The organism is Aneurinibacillus terranovensis DSM 18919 (genome assembly GCF_000430625.1).
Lineage (GTDB): Bacteria > Bacillota > Bacilli > Aneurinibacillales > Aneurinibacillaceae > Aneurinibacillus_B > Aneurinibacillus_B terranovensis.
The window spans coordinates 35,036-58,604 of record NZ_AUMJ01000033.1; the positions used below are offsets into that span (position 1 = coordinate 35,036).

Annotated in this window: 18 protein-coding genes and 1 riboswitch; of the genes, 1 reads left to right on the forward strand and 17 read right to left on the reverse strand. The window is 41.1% G+C overall.

Annotated features, from left to right (window positions below):
* A riboswitch (cyclic di-GMP riboswitch) is annotated at positions 1 to 87 on the forward strand.
* A 133-nt stretch (positions 88 to 220) separates the two neighbouring features.
* Positions 221 to 2,263, forward strand: a complete 2,043-nt coding sequence (locus tag H525_RS25405; protein ID WP_051330855.1) for a methyl-accepting chemotaxis protein — start codon at positions 221 to 223, stop codon at positions 2,261 to 2,263.
* A 292-nt stretch (positions 2,264 to 2,555) separates the two neighbouring features.
* Here the strand turns inward: H525_RS25405 and H525_RS0106615 are convergent, their stop codons facing one another.
* From H525_RS0106615 to rfbC, 17 genes are all read right to left on the reverse strand, one after another.
* Positions 2,556 to 3,989, reverse strand: coding sequence for an efflux RND transporter periplasmic adaptor subunit (locus H525_RS0106615; protein WP_027415562.1), 1,434 nt, complete (start codon positions 3,987 to 3,989; stop codon positions 2,556 to 2,558).
* 58 nt (positions 3,990 to 4,047) lie between these two features.
* Entirely contained in the window at positions 4,048 to 5,568 is a 1,521-nt protein-coding gene (locus H525_RS0106620) for a DHA2 family efflux MFS transporter permease subunit (RefSeq protein WP_027415563.1), read from the reverse strand.
* A 17-nt stretch (positions 5,569 to 5,585) separates the two neighbouring features.
* Positions 5,586 to 6,239: an HlyD family secretion protein gene (locus tag H525_RS0106625; RefSeq protein ID WP_027415564.1), complete on the reverse strand. Its 654-nt coding sequence runs from the start codon at positions 6,237 to 6,239 to the stop codon at positions 5,586 to 5,588.
* An 85-nt stretch (positions 6,240 to 6,324) separates the two neighbouring features.
* Complete coding sequence (locus H525_RS0106630; protein ID WP_035100234.1) at positions 6,325 to 6,774, reverse strand: MarR family winged helix-turn-helix transcriptional regulator; 450 nt, start codon at positions 6,772 to 6,774, stop codon at positions 6,325 to 6,327.
* 171 nt (positions 6,775 to 6,945) lie between these two features.
* Positions 6,946 to 7,215, reverse strand: a complete 270-nt coding sequence (locus H525_RS23070; RefSeq protein ID WP_051330856.1) for a PIN domain-containing protein — start codon at positions 7,213 to 7,215, stop codon at positions 6,946 to 6,948.
* 103 nt (positions 7,216 to 7,318) lie between these two features.
* Positions 7,319 to 7,588 (reverse strand): AbrB/MazE/SpoVT family DNA-binding domain-containing protein, encoded by a 270-nt coding sequence (locus H525_RS0106640; RefSeq protein ID WP_035100236.1) that lies wholly within the window; start codon positions 7,586 to 7,588, stop codon positions 7,319 to 7,321.
* A gap of 392 nt (positions 7,589 to 7,980) precedes the next feature.
* The gene (locus tag H525_RS0106645; RefSeq protein ID WP_027415567.1) at positions 7,981 to 9,981 is read right to left on the reverse strand and encodes an S-layer homology domain-containing protein; all 2,001 of its coding nucleotides are present in this window, start codon (positions 9,979 to 9,981) and stop codon (positions 7,981 to 7,983) included.
* Between the two features lie 903 nt (positions 9,982 to 10,884).
* Positions 10,885 to 12,108, reverse strand: coding sequence for a TolC family protein (locus tag H525_RS0106650; RefSeq protein WP_027415568.1), 1,224 nt, complete (start codon positions 12,106 to 12,108; stop codon positions 10,885 to 10,887).
* A 111-nt stretch (positions 12,109 to 12,219) separates the two neighbouring features.
* A complete protein-coding gene (locus tag H525_RS0106655; RefSeq protein ID WP_027415569.1) occupies positions 12,220 to 14,688 on the reverse strand; it encodes a copper amine oxidase N-terminal domain-containing protein in 2,469 nt (822 codons plus the stop codon).
* A gap of 484 nt (positions 14,689 to 15,172) precedes the next feature.
* Positions 15,173 to 16,780 (reverse strand): O-antigen ligase family protein, encoded by a 1,608-nt coding sequence (locus H525_RS0106665; RefSeq protein ID WP_035100238.1) that lies wholly within the window; start codon positions 16,778 to 16,780, stop codon positions 15,173 to 15,175.
* Between the two features lie 28 nt (positions 16,781 to 16,808).
* Positions 16,809 to 17,303, reverse strand: a complete 495-nt coding sequence (locus H525_RS25410) for a tetratricopeptide repeat protein (protein WP_027415572.1) — start codon at positions 17,301 to 17,303, stop codon at positions 16,809 to 16,811.
* Between the two features lie 128 nt (positions 17,304 to 17,431).
* On the reverse strand, positions 17,432 to 18,889 hold the full coding sequence (locus H525_RS23080) for a sugar transferase (protein WP_051330858.1): 1,458 nt from the start codon (positions 18,887 to 18,889) through the stop codon (positions 17,432 to 17,434).
* A 143-nt stretch (positions 18,890 to 19,032) separates the two neighbouring features.
* On the reverse strand, positions 19,033 to 20,115 hold the full coding sequence (locus H525_RS0106680; protein ID WP_027415573.1) for a glycosyltransferase family 4 protein: 1,083 nt from the start codon (positions 20,113 to 20,115) through the stop codon (positions 19,033 to 19,035).
* A gap of 18 nt (positions 20,116 to 20,133) precedes the next feature.
* Positions 20,134 to 21,045 carry a glycosyltransferase family 2 protein gene (locus H525_RS0106685; protein WP_027415574.1) on the reverse strand — a complete coding sequence of 304 codons (912 nt, stop codon included), beginning with the start codon at positions 21,043 to 21,045 and terminating at the stop codon, positions 20,134 to 20,136.
* Between the two features lie 78 nt (positions 21,046 to 21,123).
* On the reverse strand, positions 21,124 to 21,981 hold the full coding sequence (rfbD, locus tag H525_RS0106690; RefSeq protein WP_027415575.1) for a dTDP-4-dehydrorhamnose reductase: 858 nt from the start codon (positions 21,979 to 21,981) through the stop codon (positions 21,124 to 21,126).
* Positions 21,981 to 23,003, reverse strand: a complete 1,023-nt coding sequence (gene rmlB, locus H525_RS0106695; RefSeq protein ID WP_027415576.1) for a dTDP-D-glucose-4,6-dehydratase RmlB — start codon at positions 23,001 to 23,003, stop codon at positions 21,981 to 21,983. The genes rfbD and rmlB overlap by 1 nt, the downstream gene beginning before the upstream one ends.
* A gap of 14 nt (positions 23,004 to 23,017) precedes the next feature.
* The gene (rfbC, locus tag H525_RS0106700; RefSeq protein ID WP_027415577.1) at positions 23,018 to 23,566 is read right to left on the reverse strand and encodes a dTDP-4-dehydrorhamnose 3,5-epimerase; all 549 of its coding nucleotides are present in this window, start codon (positions 23,564 to 23,566) and stop codon (positions 23,018 to 23,020) included.
* Between the last annotated feature and the right edge of the window lie 3 nt (positions 23,567 to 23,569).

Genomic DNA, 23,569 nt, shown 5'->3' on the forward strand with positions numbered 1-23,569 from the left:
CTTCGATACTAGCAAACTCATTGAAAAATGGGGGCGCAAAGCCACGGGTCTAACGTTTGATTAAGCTATGATAGCCGGGCTGCCGAAAAGTCTCTGAAATACGCTATGATAGGTCAGAGCTAATCCAATATATATGATTAGCTTTTTTATTTATCATCCATTCAGAGGTGATGCGTTTTGCAAAACCCTTAGTGAACGAAACATAAAGGAGATGTGTTCTATGAATCCTCTTGGGAAAAACATAAAAAATATCATAAATATCAACTTTGGTACGAAAATTGCAGCCATAACGATTGTTATTATTATCGCAACAGTATTAATTCTATCTGTTTTTACTTATACAGCTCAAGAGCAAGCGATAAATAACCAAATGAAAATGGAAGTACATAGCAATGTTAATAAATTAGTATCTGATGTTAATTCCTATAATCAAACAGTCAAAATTCTAAAGGAAAGTTTGCAAAACAACAATTTGAAATTAGCTAAATCGGTTAGAGAAATACTTAAAGGTCGTAACAGTTATACCACTGCGGAACTTTCTGCCTTGGCGAATAAGATTGGTGTGTCGGAAGTCAACGTCATGAATGATAAAGGAATTATGCAATTTAGTAGTAATCCCGCTCTCATTAATTATAAGTATGATTCATACCAACAATCCAAACCCTTTATGGAGGCAATTACAAATAAAAACTTTGAACTTGCACAAGAGCCTGCTATTCGTGGAGCAGATAAAAAAATGTTCATGTATATTGGTGTCGCCCGCCAAGATAAAGCCGGGATGTTTCAACTTGGGATGGAGCCTGTAGAATATCAAAAAGTTGTTGATTCTATTAATCTACAAGATGCAATAAAAAAATATTCATTTGCAAAAACCGGGTTTACTTTTATCGCTAATCCTCAAGGGGTCTTAATCGCTCATCCACAGAAAGATTATATAGGAAAAAACTTGAATACTCTTCCTTTCGGAAAATTAATTACTACGGATAATGAAGGTGATTTCCAGTATAAAGAAGGTGGAAAAATTAAATATTTGGCCTTCAAGCGTACATTTGACGGAACTCTTATTATGGCCACCGTTGAAACCGACGACTACTTTCATTCTCTCTATACTTTAATGTTTAAATTTATTCTCTGTGGATTTATTATTGTTCTTATTTCAATAGGATTTGTTTTATTTTATTCAAGGAGAAATATTGCAAAACCTATAATAGAAATTCAAGGTACGATGAAAGAAATTGCATTGGGTAATTTAAAGCACGTATTTACCTCTACAAGAAAAGATGAAATTGGGCAGATGTTCAATCATTTAAATCAAATGTCTAGTAGTCTTCGCGAATTAATAGGGAAAATATCGGCTAACTCGGAACAAGTGGCAGCTTCAGCAGAAGAATTATTAGCGAGTGCTGAACAGACGGGGAAAGCAACAGAACAAATCGCTTCTACGATTCAAGAAGTCGCTGTAGGTACGGATAAACAGACCAAAAGTGTGGAGAAAAGTTCACAAACCATCGGTGAATTAGCAGTGAGTGTCCAAAAAATTGCGGATAACGCACAACATGTTTCTGCTTCTGCATCCGACACTTTAGAAAGGGCAGAAGAAGGGGCGAAAAATATTCAATTAGCCATTAAACAAATGAACGCAATCAATCATACGGTTACCGGTCTTTCCGAGGTAGTCCAAACCCTGGGAGAGCGTTCAAATGAAATTAGTCAAATCGTTCAGGTTATCACAGATATTTCCTCCCAAACAAACCTCCTGGCTTTAAATGCGGCAATCGAAGCAGCGAGAGCCGGAGAACATGGAAAGGGGTTTGCGGTTGTAGCTGATGAAGTCCGTAAACTAGCAGAACAATCCTCAAATTCAGCGCAGCAAATTGCACATCTTATTAAAGCGATTCAAGAAGAAACAAACAAGACGGTTCGCTCGATGGATCATGCTACGAAAGAAGTAGTAGAGGGGATAGGCGTTGTAAATTTAGCCGGTGAATCTTTTGAACAGATTCAGAACTCTGTAAATGACGTGGCAACCCAAATTGAGCAAGTTTCTTCTGCCGTTCAACAAATTTCTGCTGCTACAGAGGGGGTCGTTCACTCGATTGCACTTATTTCAGAAGTGGCAGAGGTTACCTCGTCCGAAACTCATAATGTATCAGCCGCTACGGAAGAACAGCTAGCTTCTATGGAAGAAATCTCGTCTTCTGCTTCTTCTCTAGCCAAGATGGCTGAAGAACTGCAAGAGGCCATTGGGAAATTTAAAGTGTAACTCTTTTCTATAAGCGTGAACTACCCGCCACCTGACGAGCACAAGATGGCAGCACAGTGAGGATACTGAATGATTATTACTATCTAATTTCATTTATATAACGACCTTTTGTTTATCTAAGCCTGATTATATCACAGCATAAGAGAGGAACAATGTTAGGCTGCACCTCACCGAAGCTGCACCTCACCGAAATTTATCTCCCACTTTCACTGGTGCTGTCGCACCTTCACATTAGAAGTGGGAGACTTCTTTCGGAAGAATGTTAAATGCCAAGCCTGAAACCACTTCTTTGCTACTGCTGCTGTTCTACCGTTATTTTTGCGTTATCGGATAACTGTGCCGCTTTATCCGAAATCACCAGATCTCCGGAATTAATACCCGCTGTCACCATAGTCTGTGAACCGGATTGGGCGCCCACCTGAATTTCTTTGCGTTTCGCGGTGCCGTTCTGTGCGACAAATACGTACGATTTTCCCTGGTCACGGACGATCGCGCTTGTCGGGATCAGAATCCCCTGCTTCGCGTTCGGGTCAAGCGCACTCACTTCAACGACCATTCCCGCCTTTAGCTGCAGGTTCTTATTCGGTACAGTCACTTCTACAGGGTAGCCTTTTCCGCTGTCATCGAGCGGACTGATGTTCGTAATCGTGCCTGTTGTTGTGTAGGTAAACGCAACGGTTTTTACCTGAACCTGATTCCCTACTTTCATCCCATTAATGGCGTCTGCCGGTACATACACGAGCACTTTCACGGTATCCAGGTTAGCCACAACAAGAACCGGAGCCTGCGGTGATGCCATCTGGCCCACTTCCGCATTCTTTTTGCCGACGATGCCGTCGATCGGAGATGTTACTGTCGCATCGTCCAGCGTATCCTGAGCGACTTTTAAACCGACCTGAGCCTGTTCGGCAGCCGATCTCGCCGCGTCAATTCCGGCCGTACTCTGGGCTACAGACACCCCTTGCCGGGCCGTCTGATAGCCGGATGTAGCAGTCTGCAGAGCGTTTTGTGCGGTGGCCAGCCCCTGTTTGGCCTTGGCCAGGGCGTCCTGGGCACTCTTATAATCCGCCTGCGCTTTATTATAGCCCGCCTGTGCATTGACGAATGCCGTCTGGGCGGCGTCCAGCGAACTCTGGGGAGCCGCCCCCGCATTAAACAGCGTTTTGGTCCGCTTTAAATTCGTTTGTGCATCCGTAAGCGCCTGCTTGCTTGTCTGGAGGCCAAGACCGGCCACCTGCACGCCATGGCTCGCTTGATCCACATTGTTCTGCGCCTGTGTAATGGCACCCTGGGCCTGTATGATCCCGCTTTTCGCCGAGACAGCCCCGCCCTGTGCCTTCACAACGTTGGCTTGCTGTTCTGCCTGGGCTCCGTTTATGCCCGACTGGGCAGCTGCCACCGCCGCCTGCGCTTTTACCACCGCATTTTTCAAGTCCTTATCATCGAGTGTAAACAGGGTCTGCCCCTTCTGAACATGGCTCCCTACGTCTACCATCATCGATGCAATTTTACCAGCCAATTTAGGCGAAATAGGCACCTGCTGCCGGGGTTGAACGGTACCCGTATAGACCGGACCGCTGGTAAAGCTGCCCGTTATAGCAGCTGTTGTCTCCACCGGAACGGCGGCATCCTGCTGAAATGCCTCTTTGGCATCGGTTCCGCATCCTGCGAGTGCTATTGAACCGAGACATAGGCCCGCAGCCAGTATCATCGTTGCTTTCCGCATACTAACCTTTCCTCTCCTCTTTATATTCATCATTGTTCTCACCCATCCAAATCCATGATTATGCTGATGTTTCCTGCTGCGCAGGCTTCGCCGGTTTCCTCCACTTCACAAAACAGAACACAAGCGGAATGGCGACAAAAACAGGAAGCGACGCAAGGAGAAAACAATCCCCAATCGCTCTCGCCAGGGAATCCTGTGCAATTAAGCCTGCCAGATTCGACATCCCCGTACTTCCGCTGAATATATTCAAACCAATCGAGGTCGGCGTAATGAATTCAGACGTTTGCTGATTATGCAGCGCTGTGCGCTGCTGCATAATCGTGGTCAGCACCGCAATCCCCATCGAAGCCGCCACCTGGCGAATCAAATTAGACAGCGACGATGCGTTCCCCACCTGCCGGGGGTCGACGGCATTCATCCCTGCGGTCGAAATGGGCATCATACAAAGCCCAATCCCGATTCCGCGAATCGCCAGCGTCCACTTTAACCAGTTCTGTGACGTAATCACCGTCAATGAGTGAAGCTGATAGGTCATCACGCTAAGGATGGTTAATCCGACCAACCCAAGCGGGACCACACCTATTTTGTCAAATAGTTTTCCCGCGATCGGCATCATCACGGCCATCGCAATGGCCTGCGGCATAAGCAGAAGGCCTGTATCGATCGCGGACATGCCCTGAATGTTCTCCAGATAAATCGGTGTTAAAAACACCCCGCCAAACAGGCCAATCGTGACAAGGCTTGCCGTAGCCACGCTAAGGGTATACGTAAAATTTTTAAGCAACGAAAGATTGATAAGAGGATCTTCACGTCCGGTTTCCACCCAGATTAGAAGCGCCCCACTCATAATCGAAATAAAAATTAAAAACACAATTTCAAACGATGTCCATCCATCGGATTCTCCGTTACTCAACGCGTACAGCAGCGTTCCTGCCGATATGACCGCGAGAATAAATCCCCACCAATCAAACGACCTGGTTTCATTGACCTCTGTTTCGTGTAATAGAATAGCAGCCATTAATATCGCAAAAAGTGATACCGGGATACAAACAATAAACAATAAGCGCCAGTTAAACCATTGAACCAGGTATCCACTTAGCGTCGGCCCTACTGCCGGGGCCACCATCGCGGATATCCCCCATACTCCCAGGGCCGTTCCAATCTGTTCCCGCGGCATAATTTTATAAATAATCGCCATACTCAGCGGCATGATGACACCGCCGCCCAATCCCTGGATAATGCGAAAAACGATGAGCACTGTATCGCTCCAGGCAAGCGCACAGAGGAGTGAACCGAGCGTAAACACGGACAGGGCTACAATAAAAAATTTTTTATAGCCCAGCCGATCTCCCATAAAACCGCTAATTGGAATAATAACGCCGGACGCCAGCATATAACCGGTAAGCACCCATTGGATGCGGTCCGTAGTCGAGCCGAACACGTTCATAAGTTTCGGAATCGCCACGTTAATTAAACTGTTGTTTAAAATCGCGACAAACGCCCCGAGAATAATCGCGATCAGGGCAAACCAGCGAGAGGCCATAGAATCAGCGGATGGAGGAGCTGCTGCTGTTCCCATAAAAACATCCCCCTTCCCTATTTAATATGTATCTTAACTTCTACGTTCGTTCCCGGAATGACATCCAGTCCGGCCGGACGATCCAGCGAAATTTCAACCGGTACACGCTGGGTAACTTTATTGAAGTTCCCGCTCGTATTGACCGCCGGCAGAAGCGAAAAGGTAGAGTTAGAAGCCTTCCCAATCCTGCGGACTTTTCCTGTTAGCGTCTTTCCGCCCAGCGTATCAATGGTGATGTCAACCGGCTGGCCGAGGTGAATGCTGTTAATATACGTTTCTTCAATGTTTGACTCAACATACAGGTCATCCAAATTCATCATCAGGGCAACAGGATTTCCAGGAGCCCCTATTTCATGTTCCTTGTTGAAAATCTTAACGACCGTGCCGTTAATCGGCGCCCGGATGAGCGCTTTGTCAATCATGCTTGGATCCATATTGGACGTGTCCTGCTCCGCAATGACTTCATTCTGCCGAACCTTGTCGCCTTCCTGGACATCAATGTGGGTAATCTCACCCGGAACCTGCGGCATCACACGATACTCATCGCCCTGAATGCGCGCATCATCGGATTTTACATAATGGGTTCCCTCATACCAGTAGTAGTACCCGATGCCGCCGCCACCGAGGACAAGAACAGCAAGAATCAAAGTTAAAATGGCTTTTCGGTTCATCTCGTTTCCCCTCGTCTTTTTCGATTCGACTATTTTTATTTTATATATAAATATTTCGTAAGCGAAATATTTATGCGAGAAAAAATTACTTGCACTGCTTCCGACCCTTTAATTGTTCCTGAAGTTTTGCAGCTAACAGCTCCAGCGATTTGAAAATCGCGGACCTTTCTTCTTCGGTAATTCCCTCCAGAATAAAATCAAAATAATCATCTTGAAGAACCGGAACTATATTCTGGAGTTCGTCTAGTTTTTCTGTACGGTACACCCAGACAATCCGGCGGTCCTCCTTATCACGTATACGCCGGACATACCCTTCTGCCTCCAGCCTGTCAATAATCCCGGAGACGGTACTATTTGAAAGCCCTACCTGGTGACTAATCTCAGATATTTTCCGCCGCTGGTCGTTTAAGGTACGCAAAACCATCAACTGTGGGACGGTAATCCCGTATTCCGATAATTCACAGGCCACCAGATGAAAAATATGCTGGTTAATCTCCCGGATAAGCAAGCGAACATGCTTGGTCGCGTAAGTCATAATCCTCCCCTCTCTTTTCCCTTCAGAATAAAAACACAATCCTAAAATAATGGAGCCGTCATTTAAACTATACCTCGTGCAGTAAAAAATAGTTCGCACAGAAAATATTTACTTATGAAGTATACAATAGAACGAGAAAAAAGGAAAGATTGTAATGATAAGCAACTTTATTCATTCAGGAGCAATGCTATTAACACCCATTTTGTTAAAATCTTTTGTGTTAAAGGTTGCAACATATCCACTTATATGTTCAGCTTTTGCAGCTAAATAGGCATCAGCAAAATCTACATTGTGTTTAGCGTAGTTAAACAAAGCTGTTAACAAAATTTCTTTATTATCAACTTCACAAAATTCGATGATTTTAATTAGCCATTCTGAGATGTTTATTCTTGAATAGCCATAATATTTCCCACTTAGAACGTATACGCATTCAGCGGTCACGATTTATTTGTCATTCGTTCAAATAGCATTCGGGCTTTCAGAGAGTGTTCAGGGTGATCATTGGCTAAAAAACGAATAACAATGTTGGTATCTAAAATGTATCTCATTGAAAATTATCTCCTGACTTCGACTCCATTCTTTCTTCAAGAGAATCTTTTAGCACCTTTTTAAAATCCGATGTATCCAGTTTTGGTTTAGCCACCCCGAATAAATCAAGAATCGCTTTTTTCTTCACTACTTCAATTTTCGTTTCACCGTTTTCGTCGATAATGAATTTTATATTATCTCCTTCTTCGATCCCTAACCTCTTACGAATATCCAAAGGGATCACTACTTGCCCCTTACTTGACATCTTACTCACGGATGTAACCATACTCTTATCACCCTTACACTAATAATATTCTTACTTATATTTTATTCTTACCAGCATAAAAAGCAAATGATTTACTGATCTCTATTAAGTATAGTATCGACATTCCTACCCCTTACTTCAATAACAGGGAAATCTCAACTATGCTACCGCCATTTTTGCCTCTGGCACGAAAAGTAGAATTGCTGATCTAAGGTATCTTTGTCTTGGGTATCCAGGTTAGGAAGCCTCTCAAAGAGACTACACTACCTCTAATGGAGCCGACACATGTAAATAAGAGAACTAAAAGAACCTACTTTTTAAAGCAGGTTCTTTTGTGTTAGATAAATGTAAACTTGTTTACCGATCAAGTGTTTTCTAAAACTGTTAAACCATAATAACACTCAGTGACCTAATTAGAAAGATGTTGAACTGCCAGTTACAACATTACCATCTTTCACATTAACATTACGGAGTATTTGACCCGGCGTAATTGTGATTGGTGAAGGTTGTTGAGAAGATGAATTAGGAGTTCCTGCCGCATTAACATTTACAAGAATTGAATCTAATGTAACAGTTAATGCATCATTTGTTGTAACATTCCCAACAAAAATCATATCCCCAGAAGTTACATAATCACCGCCTAAGTCAATAGTAGCAATTAGATCCGGTGTTGTCAGGTTAATCGTATCCGTTGAGGTTAGAGGAAACGAATCTGTATTATAAATCATCATAGTATCATTACTTGTTGTTGTGTAATTGTCCTTTATAAAAACAGTTACCTTACTCTTGATACTCGTTAAATTCGGTAATGAAGGTGTAAATGCTAATTTAACAGCATCACCTGTGCTTAATATGCCATTACCATTAAGCAACCCTGAATTTACAGAAGAAATTGTTGTTTGTATTCCTGGAGAAACCCCATTACTGCTTACATAGTATGGGGTTCCTGAAGTAAGCGACTGAGAATTACCACTTGCATTTGTTACAGTAGCATTCTTAGCAGTAACAGTAATGCTAGGTATGGTTACACCTGTGCCTAATGTAACATTCACAGCGGCAGCTAAGGTTAGGCTTGGAATATTTGCACCGAGACCTAGTGTACTTTTACCTAAAGCTAAACTAACCGGAGAATCTACTTCGATATTTTGGACACCAGTGAAATCACCATCAAGAGCAATCACATCACTCGTCGTTAATCCAACTGGATTTACTGTAAACTTAGTTACATTAAGCTTACTACCTTGTTCAGCTACAATATGGCCGCCATCTACATCTGTAACAATGATATCCGTTGCTGTTATATTACCCTTCAAATGCAAACTGTTATTAGCAACGTTTTTAACAACTATATGAGTCGCAGATACATTGTTAAGAGTTGCTGCTTGACCATTATCAATCGTAACTGTACCGTTAACTATTAAATTTTGTAGAATAACACTACTACCACCTGTAATAAAAACATTACCGTTTACTGTTGCAGGATGGGCACTATCACTTGGACCATAGGTTCCATCTGCTGTATATATAATGTTTCCAACATAAGTAGCATCGGAAGATAGGTTAAAATTGTATTGATCCGAAGAACTACTATTTAGAATTATGCTTCCAGTTCCCCCGGAACTATAAGAACCACCACCGCCGCCACCGGTGCCTGGTGAGCTTGAGCCAGTACTACCGCTTGAAGAGCTGGAATTATCAGAACCAGTATTTTGTTGATTATTACCAGTTGATCCATTGGAACCGGAGGGGGTTAAAACACTCGATAAATTCACTGCCATAACAGCTACTTCTTGGCGAGTGGCTTTTTGTTTAGGATTGAAGTTCTTCCCATCCCCTTTTAAAAGCCCCGCCTCCATTGCAGCCCCTACATAATCTCTAGCCCACAAGCTAATCGAGCCTTTATCACCTACTGTTAAAAGAGCAGCTTTACCTTGAGCATCAATCTTTGCCGCTTTTACTAAAATGACTGCCAATTCTTCCCGGCTAATAGAATCGTTAGGCTTGAAGTGGCCTTTACCGTCACCTAACATAATACCCGCATTATATACTGCTGCTACATATGGTTTGCTCCAATCTGCGGTAACATCGGAAAATGGTACAGCAGAATTATCAACTTGTAAGTTTAATAATTTTGTTAAAACCACCGCAACTTCCTGACGTGTCATGGTAGCAAGGGGACGAAACTTGCCGTTTGTGTCACCGCTAAAAATACCTAGGGATTGGGACTTTAAAATATAATCCTTTGCCCAACCCGCAGCAGTATCTAAATCTGCAAAACCTGCAGCTGTGGCAGATGTTGTTCCCGCTGTTTGATTAGCAGTCACTGTTGAATTATCAGCCATTGCCACTGTTGGAGCAAACGCCATCGATAATACCGCCGTAGTAGCCAAAGCCTTATTCAATCTGTTCTTCATAAAATACCTCCTACTTTTATGTAAAATATTAATTAAAAACCATATATATCAAAACAAATAAAAAGATTATAATAATAATGGATAAAAATACTATCTTTTAGATCGGTACTAATGATACAATAATTCACACAAAAAGTCTGTCGAAAATTGTCGAACTATAGAAAATTAGTTATATAGACCTAAAAAATGGTTATTTATAATGGAGGTACTTACATATTAAGTAAGAGCGGGAAGTAAGGCGGATCCTATCGTCAAGACACGGATTTTAATAATTTAAGGTAGATATTATGAGATGGATCAATAGTGGCGGAAGAGGACGTAGCCCCGTAATGAGCCTGACCGCAGGGAGGGCGAACTAGGGGAAGCCGTAGGCGGCCAGGCTTTTCAAAATCTACATTCTATCAGATGAGTTTCTCCAAAGAATATAGAGGCTGGAGTCCGGTAATTCAAAGATTGGCGGACTTTTTAGACTTCCTCATATTTGATGGAACACCATAAGCGCTCAGTAAATATGCTGCCTACGCTCATTCTCTGCAATGGCAGACAGACGGTCCATCATTGCCTTATGGCGCGTCTCATAATGCACCAACTTGAAAGTTGAATACATGGCTCCCATCCTGAGACGCGTGTCAGGTATTCCTTGATTCTTTTATTAACCAGTTCCGTGACATCCGTTTGGGGTCTGTGAGAGCACCGGTAAAGATATAGTTGGAAAAGGAGCAGATAAAACCTTGGTAACTCCATGAGCGAAAGACTATGGAGAAAAAGCGAGTAAAACGACAGGAAGAGCCTAATCTTGGTTGGATCAGGCTCTTACGTCATTACTTAGCATACCTAATTAAGATAGGTGCCTATAACATAAAATTTTGCTAATTTTTTTGTTTACGAACTTCTTTATTAATGTCAGTTCCCTGATGATTGGCTACTTCCTGATGCCTGGCCGCTGCCGCCTGAAGCTGCCGCCCACGGCTTGTTATAGGCTGCGATTGCATTGTCATGCGCAATAGTGAGTTCAAACAGTTTTTCCTTCAACTGGTCAACTTTCAAATTTGCAGCGACCATGTCTGCCTGTGTTCCTACGCCAGCATCGAATTGAACTTTAGCTAGTCGCGCCGCTTCTTCAACAGCCGGAAGCTGGGCTTCTGCAGCCGTATACTGGTCCTCTAATTGACGAATATTGTAATAGAGTGAGCGAACTGCCCCTGCCATTTGGTCTTTTACATTTGCGTACTCATTCACTGCATTCGTGACATCTTTTTGCACCGCTTCATAAGGCGTTGTGCTTGTATGGTTATTAAAGACATACAAATCTAAATTGAGTTTCTTTATGTCGATATTTTGCTGGGCATTCCATACGGTAGGACTATCTGAAAGCACACGGCTTACATGGCCTTCAAGATCAGATTCCTGTAATTTTTCAAATTTAGGCTGTTCCGCCAATTGTGGACGGTCATCCGGTTTATATCCCATCAATTGATTTAACGCCTGATAGGCACTTGAAAGCGCAGTTTCATCCGCTTTTATTGTCTTAGTCGCCGCATCCATACTAGTTTCAGCATTTACACTGTCAAAGTTACTTGCTGTCCCCACATTATATTTCGCACGGGCAACATCATTTTGCACTTGTGCATTCTTTGCTGCCAACTGATCCAGGTTTAATTTCGCCTGGGCTTGCAAAATCGCATTATAGGCTTTTCTAACTGAATAAACAACGGCATCCTGTTGAGCCGTGTATGTGCGCTTGGCCATTTGATACCCAATTCCGGCCTGGATCGCACCCGAAAATACGGCATTCGTTGTTACCGTTGATGTGGAATACGTATAGTTTCCACCCGGTTCAACAACCGGAACGACGCCATTATACTTCACATTATCTGCAGCTTTATCCCTTACATCTGCAGCACGGTCGATATTGGTGGCAGCCTCTTTTAATGAATAGCTGTACCCTAATGCATTATCAATTGCCTGCTGCAAAGTTAACCCCTGCGCACTCTGTTGCGAACTCGCGCTCTGCGTTTGTGCGGATTGTACGCCTGCCGATTGTGCGGGCATCGTATCCGCATAAGCAGGTACGGCAAGAGGGATAAGCAGGGCCGAAGTTACTAAAAAGGAAGAAACCTTCTTCATGTTTCTCATCACCTTTACAATCTATTAAAAAGGACTCCCCTTCGGGAGCCCTTTTTATGAAGTTATCAACTCGAAAATATTTTTACGTTGCTTACTTCGCTATTAACAATATTATTTTGTGTTCGTGTTAATAGTGATTTCACCAGTAGATTGGTTCCAATTGATAGTAGCGCCAAGTGCATTTGCCAAGTAACGAATCGGAATCATTACACGATTGTTTGTAGCTGCTTTGCTGCGGTAAACCGGAACATCCATAGCAACTTTAGCGCCGTTTACAGTGAGGAATTTATCTCCTACACGAGCAGTAATCACACGGCTGCCATTGAAGATTGTTGCAGTAGAAGTTTTGTCATCCCAGATGATTTGGTCATCAGATACGTTTAATGCATTAGCTGCAAAACGAACCGGGAGGAATGCACGATCCCAAGCAACAAGCGGTGCAGCATCCATTGTTGTTTCTTTTCCGTCGATAGTGAACGTTTTGCTGTTCAGTTTGAACACGATGTTTTGTGCTGTAGAATCAGCAGGAGCTGGAGTAGCGATTTTTGCTGCTGTGAACGATGTAACACCTTCATAGTTACCGAATGTAGAAGCTGTTTCGTTCAGGTCAGAACCGCCAACTTGAACATCAATGTTACCTACTGGAACAGAACGGTCTGCAGTAATTTTCAGGCCGGAAACTTTAATCGTACTAGCTTTCGTGCTAGAAGATCTTACCGGAATGTTGATTACCCAGCGACTGTCATTGTTACGCTTAATACGGGATACAGAAGATGTATCAAGCAACAAATCTCCATCCGTTACAGAAACGCTTGTAGGAACAGTCGGCGTTACCCCTTCAGGGAAGATTAATTGAATGTTGTTTCCATTAGGGTCAGTTTGAGTAGAGCTATAGTCAATGGCTCCACCGTAAGCTTCTTTGATTGTAACATCACTAACTGCCTGGTCTTGTGTACCAATTGTAATGTTTGCCGGATCAGCAGAAAGGCTAGCTGTTACAGGAGAAACAACTTTAGCAATTGTAAATTCACCAGTAGCGCCTTCTGTACCGCCAACTAAAACTTTAATATCTCCTGTAGCATCTGGTGCTACGTCGATATTAGCGTTTTTCAATACTTGTTTGATAGCATTTGCACGGTTGGCAGAAGGACCAATGACAAACTTAATTGTTTTTCTTGTGCTGTCGCTATCAACGACTTGCGCATAAGCAGAACTACCCGTGCTCGCGCTCGTGTTAATTACAGCAGAATTCGGGTATGAAGATTGCGCGTTATCAACAGTCAAATCTTTGACAGTCAATGCATCACTAGTTGATACACGAGTCCATTTTGCATTTCCTTCAAGAGTCAAGGTAACAGTACGTCCAGCAATCAAGCTGTTTGGAGCGCCTTCTTCGATAGCGAATGAACCGACTTTAACGGCACCCATACCGGCACCAACCGTCTTTGGATCACCAACACCATACACCTTAACGCTATAGTCACCATATTTAGCCATGACTGCATCAGAGTTGCTTGTGCTGACGCTACCTTTACCGGAAATCGCTACATCTACATCGCCTTGTTTTGCAACTGTTTCATCGTTTATAACTACACCAAGGTTCTGGAGCATCCAGTAACCGGCAACTGATGTATTTGAAGAGCCTGTGTTTTTGATATAAAGAGTACGGCCGTTGTCATCGATAGAGTAGCTTAAAGTAGCACCAGAATTTCCTGCTAAATCCGTTACAGTAACACCAGCATCAGAGAGTTTTCCACTGCCAGTTAACGGAGAAGTGGTTCCATTCGAAGGATTGTAGGCACCCCAAACGAATCCATCCGGCAATTTGTATTTGATTTTATCAGTACCGTTGTTAGTCAATACACCAGGACGGTCTTCTTTAATGCGAATAGCATCAAGTTTACCCAGTCCGCTTGTGATTGTTTTAACACTGTCAATGCTTGTAGCAACACTTCCGCTTCCAACATTAGCTACTGTCAGGCTTCCGCTGTTGAATGCGCCGCCAGCTTTACCTTCGACAGTCAAATTAACCGGTCCATTAGAAGCGCCATTTACAGAAATACCAGTTAAGTTAACATAAAGAGATGCAACAGCTTTAGCTCCAGCAACTGCATTTGTCTTCAACCAATCAGAATCAAAGTTGATTCGAACTTGATTATTCGAAAGAACGTCAGCAGTTACTGGATGGCCAGCATTTTTTGCAGTGGTAAGCGCGTCACCAACAGTTCCGCTTTGTGTAAGGAAGTTATCGCCTACTGCTACTTCAATAGTAGACGGAGCGGTATTACCGTTAGCAGCTGTTCCTAATGCAGAACCGTTAGTTAAAGGAGTACCTGTTCCAGATAAATTGAAGTTGTAATCACTTGGTAAAGTTAAAATAACAAAATCTCCGGATGTTGCTAACTCAGATGCGTTAAAGTTAATTTGTACTTTTCCAAGGTTAGCGTTGTTTACACCGTTCGAAATAGATTGAACAGATGTTGCGCTATAAGTTGCAGCAAATGCCGTAGATGCTACCGGAGCAACAACTGTTGCGAGAGCTGCAGAAGCAGAAAGAACTTTTAATGCTTTGCTTTTCAATGTCTTTTCCTCCTAAAATATAATATTTTGCGGTCATGCTTTCTCGTAATAGAATACATAATGCTTCTATTAAAAGCGCACAATCCTGCATTTTTTTGGTTGAGAGCATTGTCTTTATCTATCTATCGAACCAATCTCCTCCTATGTACTTTCACCCCCCAAAGGAGAACAGTTCTATTTATCTTTTTTGATAAAGCTTTGGTATGTAAAAACACACCAAAAACACAGGGGTTAGTCGCACAGACAATTATCCATGCTACAAAGGCTAGTATACATCGCATTTTAAAAGAAGTAAATAGAATTTTTACTAGTTATTTCTTAAATTACCTCTTCGAAAATGTTCTGCAACTTATTAGACGTAAGAGGAAGAAAAAAGTTGCATCTTCATTTTTCTTTTTTCTTCTCACTACATCGCCTTGCATTTCGTACACATATATAGACGCGAAAGTGATTAAAAAGGTTGCGTGAATAAAAATTTTTTTAACTAAGCTCGCAATTCATCGATGCTTTCTTTTTCCTGGCGCAATACAGCCACACTTACACCGAATAGAATCCAAAAGATCGGTGCGGTTCCAATAATGGAATCGTTAAAAAATGCTTGTATCAAATACGCGCACCAACCCGTAAATAAAGCGGCTAATATTTTTTCTTTCTCATACACAATTCGATTTCGTATAAACGAAATATAATGCAAGAAGTGACGAATCATTAAAAACAAAAACGCTATTAAGGCGAGAATACCGGAGCCAAATGCAAGACCAATATACATATTGTGCGGTTTATCAACCACTACATTTGCATCATGTAAATTCGATATTTTGTTTGGATCATCTTGCGGAAAGTGGTAAGCCAAGGTGTCTAACCCATAACCTAACAGAGGGCGTTTTTTAATCAATTCAAACGTCTTCTCCCAAATATAAACCCGTCCTGTTCCCGCAGCCCATCCTGGCTGAGGTAAATCAAATTCATCCTTTATTTGTTTTCCTTCAGCAGCATATACCTTCTCAGGGATAAAAGGTGAGTTTTGAGCCAAAAAATCCACCGTCTTCACTGTATGGCCATTCGCCTTTTCATATACTTTTTTACTCTCAATATTCTCTCCATCAGCTTTCTGTCCCATAAAAAACCCAATGGTATTCGTCCAAACACTTGGATTGTGTTCATTAAGTAAAGTGAAAACACCAAAATAGGCGACAATAGCTACAAAAAATGTAATAAACGCCGGTCCGGGTTTTACGCCTGCAATAATTAAAAACAGGACCAAAGGAATTAAAACAACAAACGTTAAAAATCCACTTGTCGACAATGATGTTAAAAGCATAGCGAATGACAGGATAGAAATAAGCAATGAAATAGCTTTATCTATTTTAGAAGAAGCAAATAGTGCCTTCACTAAAAAAATCGTGATAAAAACTGAAGAAATCCCACTGACATAGTTCGGATTATTGATAGTGCTGTTGAAGGCAGAGCCTCCCTTAATTGCGCTTTGAGGAATATCTGAAGGTAAAATAATCGCCCTAATAAACGAATAGTTTAACAAATCGGCTCCATAAAAATAAAGTAAACCCAGTACAGCATTGATAATAATAGCAGGGTACATGGCATAAAATAAAAGTTTTAATTTTTTTTCACTGTACATTACACTAGCCGAAATGAAAAAAAGAACTAAATAGCATAAGTACGTAATGACTCCATCATGGCGATTATACTGACCAAACAAACTTAACATTTTATAATAGGAAGTAATTGCCGAGATTGCTATGAGTAAAAACAAAGCTCCTGTTGGCAGATTGATATAACTTGATTGGATAGTGTATCCATGGCCTAACATTTTGTATAAGAAAAAAACCAATAGTAACACAGCGCCTATAACTAAAAAGACAAACTTATAATACGTAAAAACATCGGCTTTCATCCCACTTCCCAGTACCGGATCACCAATAACCGGACTTATATGTTGTATAATAGCTGCTCTTGTCAACAATGGAATTAGCGCTACTATCCCTACTAAAATATTTATAATAATTGAATCAATAGACTTTTGATGTTCAAGCATTAACTTTTGGTCAAGATTTAACTTATTCTCTTTCATAACATTCTCCCTCCATCTCTTAATTGATTTATTTCTTCTCTATTCCCATACTTTTTAAAACTTTATCAATTTGTCCATTCAATTGAGGATTTGTATTAACTTTTTTAGCTTCCAATAAATATTTTTTAGCTCTGTCAAGCTGGCCTTCGGCTTGCAACACTTCCCCATATTGAGCAAGATAGGTAGGGTTTTGTACGAGAACCGGGCGCTGCTCCCGCGCTTTTGTGTAATACTGGTCTGCTTGAGCAATCTTTCCCTGGTTATATAAACTTAAGCCATACTCCCATTGAAGAAAATAATTATCCGGATAATTTTGAAGTAATTCTTTTAGTTTATTTCCTGCTTCATTATATTTACTCTGATTTAACAACTGATTTATAAGCTGGCTTTCTTGAGAGTCTTGGGCAAATTGATCATTTTGAGCTTGTCCTAACATCGCAGTTATAATTATCGATAGTACTCCCACAATAAGAAGCAAGTAAGTTAAGAGATTTCGCTTCTCACCTGTTAAATGTTTGTTCACAAAGTTCCCCTCCACTTTTATACATAATCCTTCTTTATTTAATACAACAGAAAAATTACAAAAAAAGACTAGAATTGCATCTCTAGTCTGTTAATAACCATTAACTTCAATCCACCATTTTTTCAAAGTCATTTCATGATCCTTTTAAATTTTGATAAAACTTCACTTGAAGAAGGATTCGACTCTTGCACAGCCGCTACTTCATTATCGCCCAGCAATTTCAAAAACAACTCTCTGTCTTTCTGGTTTAGCGTTTTAACACCACCTGCTTGATCGCGATGGAAGATCACTCGAATGGTTTGAAGCAAGATTTTAAGGTCCAGACCAAAGGAATAATTCCTCACATACATTAAATCATAGCGAAGTTTATCTTCCGCTGTTGTACTGTACTTAGCCATTACTTGCGCAAGTCCCGTAATACCCGGTTTAACGGACATTCGATATGTATAATCGGGAATTTCAGCCTTAAACTGCTCAATAAAAAATTCGCGTTCAGGCCTGGGACCAACAAGGCTCATATTTCCTTTTAAAACATTAAAAAGCTGTGGAATCTCATCAAGTCTTGTCGAACGAATAAATCTTCCAAATGGTGTAATTCGTGAGTCGTTATCGGTGGCAAGAACAGGACCTGTTTTCTTTTCCGCATTGAATACCATACTACGGAACTTGTAAATGATATACGGCTTCCCATTCCTTCCAAGTCTTTCTTGTTTAAATATCCCTGGCCCCTCAGAAGTGAGAACGACTCCAAGATAAGTAAATACCATAATTGGACTTAATAAAATTAAAAGCAAACCCGATATTACAACATCAAAGAAGCGCTTAGTAAAAAGTTGTGATGGGTTCAGTTTAGGGGGTTGAATTGATAGTACCAGCATATCATCTATCTGCTGAGGTTCTGAGTTGAGAATAAACAGTTCAAATAATTCCGGAACCACTAATACTTCCTTCCCGAATTTAGCACAGTAACTAATGACTTCAGCCTTCTCTTGTTGATTCAAATCGGAACTGAGTAAAATAACATCTACCTGTTCAATTCGAGTAGCAAGGGCAGCCCATTCATGGACGGAATGAAAGCCTTGTAAAACAAACCAGCCCTGCGCATGCTGGAGAAATTTTTCTGCAATAGATAGACCAGCTTCTTTTGTTTTACCGATAATCAGAACTTTTCTCTCTCCATATTTTTTCTTAGCAAACAGCCAAATAAGTGATCGGTTTACTGTAAAAAGCGGAAGATTGAAAAGGGCAGATAACAAAATAACACTACGGGGAAAAGAAAACCCGCGATACCAGAAAGTTAGCGCCATCGTAAAAACAATCAGAATCAAAATTGACATAACAACGGAGTACAACAGATTATATAAGCTTTTTCGCCGCCAATTTGAATATAAATCAAATAAATAAAAAATGATAAACGCTCCAATTGACAACCAGGGAAGAATGATAAGGTATGGTTCTAAATTATATCTCGGTACTTGAAAGCCAAACTTAAAGCAATAAGCAAGAGCAAAACCAAGATTAATAATGAGAATATCCGATATTGATAAGAAAAATTTATATACCCTCATTTTAAAACTTGTATTCATTATACCGCTCTCCCTAGTTTAACTTCTGGTTATGCACGAAAACATTATATAACACTTCCTTTGTAAATTCATGTGAATTCGACAAAAAATATAATTAGAATTTCAATATTAGAATTTCAATCAAAGATTCGTTTGGTATCGTTTTACACAAGTTCTTCGTAAACAGAGAAGGTTTTCTCTATCATCTTCTGCTTCGTAAAGTGCTCTAGGAATCTTTTTCGTCCGGCTTCGCCCATTTGCTTTCGAAAAATAGGGTTGTTTGCTAAAACCTCCAGACGGTTCTGAACAGCTTGCACGTCTCCCCGTGGGACAAGAAAACCGGTAACTCCATCGATCACCGCTTCTTTCACCCCTCCAACATCGGAAGCAATTACTGGCAAACCCGCTCTCATGGCCTCTAAAATACTAATAGGAAAACCTTCGTAATGAGAAGTTAAAACAAAAACATCACTTTTTGATAGAATTCCTGGTATATCCCTTTGCATTCCGAGGAAGGAAATTCTGTCTGCTACATGTAATTGGTTCACCAATAGACGACTTTGCTCCATTAATTCACCATGTCCAACTAATATAAATTCCACGGGAGAAGATATATTAGCTGCTGCGCGAATAAGTGTATTGTGGTCCTTTTGAGCAGAAAACCGCGCAACCATAACGACTCTCATTGTGTCGCCCGTATCTTGGTTGTTAATTGAATATTGTTCCGAGATACCATTGTGTATTGTTATTAGTTTATTTTCTTCTGCCACCTCATACTGTAAAGCAAGCTCACGATCGTATTCTGATACACATATTATTTTTTTAGAAATCTTTGCCGCTACTCTTTCCATAGGTATTGAAATTTTTTTCCTGAAGGCGGAAACACCCTCAGTAAAGGCCCAGCCATGGGCAGTAAAGATACTGGGGAAGTCGGCTAACCTCGACGCAAACCTGCCTATAAATCCTGCTTTAGAAGAATGAGTATGGACAAGGTCAGGCTTTATCTTCCTTAATACACGCAATATATCGCGCAAAGCTAAACAATCATAAAAAGGATGGATAGGTTGAATTAACGTAGGCACGTGCCAGACTGAAACAGGAAGGTTCCTAACACGTTCGGTTAATTCGCCTTCCTCCCCAACAATTAAATGACACTCCTCGAACTGAGAAGCATATCTGAGAAGATCAAAAACATGCGACTGAGCTCCACCCCAATCTGACCGTGTAATAACATAAGCAATTTTCATATAACCCTCTTACTCACTTTATATTCGATTCAGAATAATCAACATCTTAAAGATTGCATTATCAACCAGAGACTGACGAAATCCTTCCCCGCTAAGTGCATACTTTAGCCGACCCATTATGGTGCTCCTTTGCTCAACAAAGCGATTTAGCACTGCTGCATATTCCGGAGGTAGTTGCTCTCCAAAAATACGTTTAAATTCTTTTACCTGTTCTGAAATAGGAAGCCGACCGCCTCTATCAACGAATCGTTTAACTCTTGTAATCCACTTCCCTAAAAAATCGGTTTTTGCACCAATTGAATTCATAGAATGTTGTCTGTAAAGTATGTTTGATTCAGAATCATAGATTACCTTTCCAAAAGCGGATGTAACTAGATACGCCCACCAATCATGCATAATAACGAACTGGAGATTAGGTAACTTTTGTAATATGAGACGTTTAGCCGAACGATTAAAAACCACCGTACAACCTACCGCAATGTTTTCTACGAGTGCATTGTTAAAAGAGGCTCCCCGTACCGGCTCAGGAAGGTGTCCAATATCATTTAGGCCTTCATCAACCAACGTTACCTGAGAACAATACATAGTAGGAACCTCAGAAGAGAACTGCTTAAGCGCCTTTACTGCTCTCATCAATTTATCAGGTTTCCATACATCATCCTGGTCACAAAACGCAAAGTAATCGGCGTCTGAAGATAATGCGAGTAGTTCAAAAAAACTTTGGATAACTCCGACATTGTCCCCATGTACCAAGGAAATATTATCATGATTATACCTTTCCCGTAAAATATCTATCGTTCGATCGGTCGATCCATCGTCCCGGATGAGAATATTGATATTACGATATGTTTGCTGCAATAAACTATCCAACTGTTGCTCTACATACTTCTCGCCATTATAGGTTGATAATAAAATTTGAACCTTTTCCATATGGGCTCCCTATAAAACTTTAATCTCTTCCTATTACATATTACATCATAACAAAAAAGACTAGAGTTGTGTCTCTAGTCAACGTTTTTCAACGTTTAATTCCTTTAAAAAATCCTGTAAGGCTTCACGCCAGGGTCGCAGCAATTGCATTCCATTTAATCGAATACTCATATGGTCAAACACCGAATAAGCCGGGCGGGGAGCGGGAACCGGATATTCGGCAGTTGTAATCGGGTTAACTTTCACATCCAAACGATTGGCTTCTTCAAAAATAGCAGAGGCAAATTCATACCAGGAACACTGGCCTGTATTGGATATATGATACAAACCATAAGCATCCGTTTCAATAATACCCATAATAAATTCCGCTAAATCTACCGTGTAAGTTGGAGACCCTATCTGATCATGGACCACATTCAATTCTGAACGGCTCTCCGCCAGATTTAACATGGTCTTCACAAAATTTTTCCCGTGTTTCCCGTAAACCCAGGAAGTACGAAGAATAAAATATCTAGAGGATAAGCTCTGAACAAATTGTTCACCGGCGAGTTTTGATTTTCCATATACGCTTTGAGGATTTGTCCGGCTAAACTCATGATACGGAACATCCGCCGTACCATCAAAGACATAATCGGTACTAATATAGACAAACTTTGCCCCATACTTCTCAGCTTGTACGACCATATTCCGAGTCCCGTATGCATTCACCTGATAGGCACAGTCAACTTCTTGCTCTGCAAGATCCACTTTCGTGTAAGCAGCAGCGTGGATGACGACATCCGGCTGCACTTCCTCCATAACGGCTTTCACTTGATTATAGTCAGTAATATCAAGTTCATGACTGGAATAGGAATACACGTCATAACGATTTTGCCGGAGCAAATTCGTCACATCTGTCCCAAGTTGTCCCCTTCCGCCGGTTACTAATACTTTCATCACTTTACCTCTTCCAGACGATGTTTATACTGCTCTTCATAGTACTGCTGATAATCACCGCTTATAATTCGTTCCCACCAATTTTGATTATCTACGTACCACTTAATCGTTTTTACAATTCCCGTTTCAAAATTGTGTTTGGGTTCCCAGCCTAATTCCGTTCGTAATTTTGTTGCATCGATGGCATAACGCCGATCATGGCCAGGGCGGTCGTTCACGAATTTAATTAAGCTCTCCGGTTTGCCAAGTTCAGCTAAAATACGTTTTACGATTTCAATATTTGTACGCTCATTGTTTCCACCGACATTATATACTTCTCCCGATACTCCATTATGAATAACGAGATCAATCGCAGCACAATGATCTTCAACATACAGCCAGTCACGGACGTTTAATCCATCCCCATAAACAGGCAACTCTTTATCTTGAAGGGCGTTAATAATCATTAGCGGTATCAGTTTTTCAGGAAAATGATACGAGCCATAATTGTTAGAACAGCGTGTAATATTCACCGGAAGACCATACGTTTCATGATAAGCACGCACCAGTAAATCAGCACTTGCTTTGCTTGCTGAATAAGGACTGTTTGGCGCCAATGGAGTCTTCTCGGAAAAGTAGCCAGTATCCCCTAACGTTCCGTATACTTCATCCGTAGAAACCTGCACATATTTTTTAATGCCATATTTTTTTGCGGCATCAAGCAGCACCTGGGTTCCCATAATGTTCGTTTTTACAAATACATCGGGATTCGTAATGCTGCGGTCCACATGAGATTCAGCGGCAAAGTTTACAATCACATCCACGCCATCTGAAACAATTTGATTCATCTGTTCTCTGTCGGTGATGTCCCCTTTTATAAACGTATAATTGTGCGCTGGTTCCACATCTTTTAGGTTTTCAAGATTTCCGGCATATGTTAGCAAATCCACATTGATAAATGTATAGGCATGATACTTTTTTACCATGTAGTTGACAAAGTTACTACCGATAAAACCGGCTCCACCTGTAATCATCATTTTCATTGTCCAATTTTCCCCTATTCAAAGTTTAGTTCAGCATCTTTAAGCAACGGATGAACTTTATCCTTTTCCGAAAGAATCGGATTAGATGTAGGCCAATCAATTCCGAGCGCAGGATCGTTCCATAATATACCTCTATCATGTTCCGGAGAATAGTATTCATCGACTTTATACATCACCTGCGTGTTTGGAACAATCGTACAAAAACCATGGGCGAATCCTTTGGGCACTACTAGCTGTCTCTTATTGTCTTCACTTAAAATAAAACCCTGCCATTGCCCAAAAGTAGGAGAGCTCTTCCGAATATCAACAACCACATCATAAATGGCACCCGTTAGGACGCGTACAACCTTAGTCTGTGCTTTAGGGTTTAATTGATAATGCAGGCCGCGGAGAACACCGGTCTCAACGGAAAGTGACTGGTTATCCTGGATAAAATTATAGGTGATGCCTAAATCATTCAATGTTTTTTCATTGTAGCTTTCCATGAAATAACCGCGCGAATCACCGAAAACTTTAGGTTCGAGAACAAAAACATCTTTTAATTTTGTTTTTATGATTTCCAATTA

What these genes read in the sequence shown, in the direction of transcription:
- H525_RS0106680 (WP_027415573.1), bottom strand. Translation starts at nt 20,115, where the DNA reads ATGAAAATTGCTTATGTTATTACACGGTCAGATTGGGGTGGAGCTCAG.
- H525_RS23080 (WP_051330858.1), bottom strand. Translation starts at nt 18,889, where the DNA reads ATGAATACAAGTTTTAAAATGAGGGTATATAAATTTTTCTTATCAATA.
- rmlB (WP_027415576.1), bottom strand. Translation starts at nt 23,003, where the DNA reads ATGAAAATGATGATTACAGGTGGAGCCGGTTTTATCGGTAGTAACTTT.
- H525_RS25405 (WP_051330855.1), top strand. Translation starts at nt 221, where the DNA reads ATGAATCCTCTTGGGAAAAACATAAAAAATATCATAAATATCAACTTT.
- H525_RS0106650 (WP_027415568.1), bottom strand. Translation starts at nt 12,108, where the DNA reads ATGAAGAAGGTTTCTTCCTTTTTAGTAACTTCGGCCCTGCTTATCCCT.
- H525_RS0106615 (WP_027415562.1), bottom strand. Translation starts at nt 3,989, where the DNA reads ATGCGGAAAGCAACGATGATACTGGCTGCGGGCCTATGTCTCGGTTCA.
- H525_RS0106620 (WP_027415563.1), bottom strand. Translation starts at nt 5,568, where the DNA reads ATGGGAACAGCAGCAGCTCCTCCATCCGCTGATTCTATGGCCTCTCGC.
- H525_RS0106640 (WP_035100236.1), bottom strand. Translation starts at nt 7,588, where the DNA reads ATGGTTACATCCGTGAGTAAGATGTCAAGTAAGGGGCAAGTAGTGATC.
- H525_RS0106665 (WP_035100238.1), bottom strand. Translation starts at nt 16,780, where the DNA reads ATGAAAGAGAATAAGTTAAATCTTGACCAAAAGTTAATGCTTGAACAT.
- H525_RS0106630 (WP_035100234.1), bottom strand. Translation starts at nt 6,774, where the DNA reads ATGACTTACGCGACCAAGCATGTTCGCTTGCTTATCCGGGAGATTAAC.
- H525_RS0106685 (WP_027415574.1), bottom strand. Translation starts at nt 21,045, where the DNA reads ATGGAAAAGGTTCAAATTTTATTATCAACCTATAATGGCGAGAAGTAT.
- H525_RS0106645 (WP_027415567.1), bottom strand. Translation starts at nt 9,981, where the DNA reads ATGAAGAACAGATTGAATAAGGCTTTGGCTACTACGGCGGTATTATCG.
- H525_RS0106625 (WP_027415564.1), bottom strand. Translation starts at nt 6,239, where the DNA reads ATGAACCGAAAAGCCATTTTAACTTTGATTCTTGCTGTTCTTGTCCTC.
- rfbD (WP_027415575.1), bottom strand. Translation starts at nt 21,981, where the DNA reads ATGAAAGTATTAGTAACCGGCGGAAGGGGACAACTTGGGACAGATGTG.